Origin of the sequence: Saccharopolyspora sp., assembly GCF_017434145.1 — a bacterium.
GTDB classification, from domain to species: Bacteria; Actinomycetota; Actinomycetes; order Mycobacteriales; family Pseudonocardiaceae; genus Saccharopolyspora_C; species Saccharopolyspora_C galaxeae.
In genome coordinates this window covers 1-3,865 of sequence record NZ_JAFRFW010000390.1, presented here as the reverse complement: position 1 = coordinate 3,865, position 3,865 = coordinate 1, and the positions used below count along the sequence as shown (strand labels likewise).

General features: G+C 69.6%; 4 protein-coding genes and 1 pseudogene. 2 read left to right on the top strand and 3 right to left on the bottom strand.

Annotated elements, in window-relative coordinates; all coding sequences use genetic code 11:
* The coding region (locus IJH84_RS10595; RefSeq protein WP_295143378.1) for a PfkB family carbohydrate kinase at positions 1-780 on the bottom strand (780 nt) is incomplete at its 3' end.
* A gap of 367 nt (positions 781-1,147) precedes the next feature.
* Here IJH84_RS10595 and fgd point away from each other — a divergent pair.
* Together fgd and IJH84_RS10585 are read left to right on the top strand one after the other, a co-directional pair.
* Entirely contained in the window at positions 1,148-2,155 is a 1,008-nt protein-coding gene (fgd, locus tag IJH84_RS10590) for a glucose-6-phosphate dehydrogenase (coenzyme-F420) (protein WP_295143376.1), read from the top strand.
* Positions 2,156-2,382: 227 nt separating this feature from the next.
* Entirely contained in the window at positions 2,383-3,090 is a 708-nt protein-coding gene (locus IJH84_RS10585) for a GAF and ANTAR domain-containing protein (RefSeq protein WP_295143373.1), read from the top strand.
* A 28-nt stretch (positions 3,091-3,118) separates the two neighbouring features.
* Here IJH84_RS10585 and IJH84_RS10580 read toward each other — a convergent pair whose 3' ends face one another.
* Both IJH84_RS10580 and IJH84_RS10575 read right to left on the bottom strand, forming a co-directional pair.
* Positions 3,119-3,298 (bottom strand): hypothetical protein, encoded by a 180-nt coding sequence (locus tag IJH84_RS10580; RefSeq protein WP_200069577.1) that lies wholly within the window; start codon positions 3,296-3,298, stop codon positions 3,119-3,121.
* Positions 3,299-3,561: 263 nt separating this feature from the next.
* A pseudogene (locus tag IJH84_RS10575) lies at positions 3,562-3,865 on the bottom strand (aldehyde dehydrogenase (NADP(+))); the annotation flags it as partial.

The following is a 3,865-nucleotide window of genomic DNA, read 5'->3' as shown; positions in this document are numbered from 1 at the left end:
GTCCCGAACCGTCGTCTCCGGCGCGGGAAGACGCCGGACTCGTTCGTCGGGGTGCACCAGCAACGAACCCTCGCCGCCGAGGGTGACCACGACTTCGCGTCCGGTGAGCCGCGCCAGCGCCCTGGCGTGATCCTTGGTGTCGTCGCCCTCCGGGGAGGTCGAGCACAGCTCGGTGAGCTCGCCCAGCTCGCTCGCGTTCGGCGTCAGCAGCGGCGCGGCGTCGAGCAGCTCGGCCAGTTCCGGCACGACCGGTGCCGGGTTGAGCACGCACGGCACACCCGCGCTCGCCGCGCGCCGCACCGCAGTGCGGATCGCCTCCGCCGGGATCTCCGTGCTCACCAGCAGGCATCCGGTTCCGGGCAGGGCCGAGTCCAGTACGTTGCCGACGTGCTCGGCGGTGATGCCGTAGTTCGCCCCGGCGCCCACCGCGATCTGGTTCTCCCCGGCGTGGTCCACCACGATCAGCGCCGAACCGGTGGTGCGGTCGTCGAGCACCGCGACGTCGTCCACGGACACGCCGTGCTCGCGCAGATCGCGCAGCGTTCCGCTGCCCGCGTCGTCGGCCCCGACCGCGCCCGCCAGCCGCACCCGCGCGCCCGCTGCGGCCGCGGCCACCGCCGCGTTCGCGCATTTGCCGCCGCCGTAGTGCTCGACCTGATCGCCGACCACGGTCTCGCCGGGGCGCGGCAGGCGCGGCGCGGTCACGACGTAGTCCACATTGATCGCGCCGACCACCAGTACCCTGCCGATGGGCTGTTCGGTGCTGTCGCTGGCCGCCATGTAGCCGTACCTCACGTCGTCGAGAGCCGGTATTGCCGAAACCGTCCGGAATTCCGTCGAATAATCCGAAATGGACGGTCGAATGTCCCCGGCCGGAGTTTAGCCGAATGCCCGCGCAGCACGGTGCGTGCTCGCTCGATTACGGCCGCCGCCGCGCAAGCCGACCCGCGCGGCCGGCATCTAGACCGATCCGGTACGACTGTGCGGGGACGACTGGCGCGCACCGGCACGGTGCGACGAGCCGCGGTGCGCACGATCGCGGCGCCGCCGGTGGATCGCCTCCGCCCGGGTGCGCCGACGCGCCCTGCGACGACGAGCGCCACGACGTCCCAGCGACCGTTTGATGGGTGAGGTAAGCGAACCAGACATGAGCATCAAGATCGGGTACAAGGCGTCCGCCGAGCAGTTCGGGCCGCGCGACCTCGTCGAGTTCGCCGTCGAGGCCGAGCAGCGCGGCCTGGACAGCGTCATGGTCAGCGACCACTTCCAGCCGTGGCGGCACAACCAGGGTCACGCGCCGTTCGCGATGTCCTGGATGAGCGCGGTCGGCGAGCGCACTTCCCGCATCCAAATGGGCACCAGCGTGCTCACCCCGACGTTCCGCTACGAGCCCGCGGTGGTGGCGCAGGCGTTCGGCACGCTCGGCAGCCTCTACCCGGGCCGGGTGATGCTCGGCATCGGCACCGGCGAGGCGCTCAACGAGACCGCCGTCACCGCCCGCGAATGGCCGGAGTTCAGGGAACGCTTCCGCAGGCTCAAGGAATCGGTCGAGCTGATCCGGACGCTGTGGAACTCGGAGCGGGTCAGCTACGAAGGCGAGTACTACCGCACCGCGAACGCCACCATCTACGACGCGCCGGACGGCGGAGTGCCGATCTACGTGGCCGCGGGCGGGCCGATGGTGGCGAAGTACGCCGGCCGCGTCGGCGACGGGTTCATCTGCACCAGCGGCAAGGGCATGGACCTCTACACCGACAAGCTGCTGCCCGCGGTCTCCGAGGGGGCGGCCAAGAGCGGCCGCGACTCCGCGGCGCTGGACAAGATGATCGAGATCAAGCTCTCGTTCGACCCGGACCCGGAGACCGCGCTGCACAACACCCGGTTCTGGGCGCCGCTGGCGCTGCCCGCCGAGGTCAAGCACAGCCTGGACGATCCGGCGGAGATGGAGCGCGCGGGCAACGAGCTGCCGATCGAGCAGGTGGCGAGCCGGTGGATCGTGGCCTCCGACCCGGAGGACGCGCTGACCCAGATCAAGGCGTACCTGGATGCCGGTTTCGACCACCTGGTGTTCCACGCGCCGGGCTCGGACCAGTCGCGGTTCCTGCGGACCTTCACCGAGCAGGTCGCGCCCCGCATCCGCGACCTGACCTCCTGACTCTCTGATAGCGCAGCGTGCTCGCTCCCTCGCCCGGAGTCGCGATTAGCGGTCAACATCGACTACGCGGAGTGGTCTCCAACTGTTGCGTCCGTAGGTATTGACCGAGAGTGTTGTGGGCATCCGTCGGTTGGGTCGAGTTGCGCATCCGGATGCCGGCTCGGCCAAGGTCGTGCGGGTTCAGCACTACGTGCTCGCGCGGCCGCCATATGCGAAGGAGCCGGGCCATGGGTCAGCGCCACGAACTCGCAAGAGTGATGAGCACGCTGGCCCGGAATCTGGAAGCGGAGACGAACGAGGAGGAGACGCTGGGCGCTGTCGTGCAGACCGCGGTCAACACCGTGCCGGGGGTGTGGGCCGGTGGGATCACGCAGGTGCACCGTCGGCAGGTGCACGCGCGAGTGCCGACCGACGAAGTGGTGCGCAAGTGCGACGAGGCGCAGCAGGAGCTGGGCGAGGGGCCGTGCCTGGATGCCATCTGGCAGCACGAAACCGTCGTGGTCGACGACATGAACGGCGAAACGCGCTGGCCTTGGTTCGCCGCTCGTGCCAGTGAGCTCGGGGTCGGCAGCCTGATCTCGTTTCGGCTGTTCGTCCAGGATGACACGCTCGGCGCGTTGAACCTCTACGGCGGCCACGAAGTGCGGTTCGGCGAAGAGGTTAAGACCATCGGTGAGATTTTTGCCGCGCACGCGGCGCTAGCTCTGTCCGGCGCACGGTATTACCGGCAGCTCAGCGAGGCGATGACCTCCCGGGACAACATCGGTCAAGCCAAGGGGTTGCTGATGTGCCAGCACGATCTCACCGCGCAACAGGCGTTCGACCTGCTAGTGCGGGCTTCGCAGCAGTCCAACATCAAGCTGACCGAGGTCGCCGCCTGGGTCGTGGCCGAGCACGAGAACCCGGGCGGCGCCTCCCGGCCGCAGAGCAATTGAACTCATCCCAGCACGTCACGCCCGCGCGTCACACCAGCCGATGCGCGCCGCAGATCTGGCAGATCAAGCGGTCGCGGGGATCGTCGGCGCGGTCGTGGTCGGCGGACTCGGTCAGCGCGTGGTGACCGCAGACGCCGCAGGCCAGCTGCGATTCCAAGCTCAGCGTCGGGGCCAGCTGCGGGTCGGCGGGATGGGTTCGCGAGGCCATTGCGACCTCCTAACGTGCTTTCCGGCGACGGCGAACGCCGCCAAAATCTGACGTCAGGCCGCTGTGCACTCAACCGCCTGTCCCGGTCAACGTCATCAGCGGGCCGGGGAATTCCCGGCGCCGAAAGATGTGTTCCCCGGGGCGCACCGATGTGCATGTGGCGGTTGAGCCCAGCGGGACTTCGACGAAGCTCTTCGCCCGTGACCGGCGCGCGGTGGGGAGCCGCTGCGGGTCCGCCACCGCGGGTCTTGCCGGAGCAGCCCTCAGTGCTTGCCGAGCTCGCCGTCGACCCGGCGCCAGACGCCCTGCGGGTTGCCGTCGGTGAGCACGCCGGGCAGCAGCTCCGGCGGAACGTCCTGATAGGACACCGGACGCAGGAAGCGATCGATCGCCAGCGTGCCGACCGAGGTCGTCCGTGAGTCCGAAGTGGACGGGTACGGTCCGCCGTGCACCATGGCGTGCCCGACCTCGACGCCGGTCGGCCAGCCGTTGAACAGGACCCGGCCCGCCTTGCGCTCCAAAGTGGACAGCAACGTGCCCGCCTGCGCGGAGTCCGCGGCGCTCGCG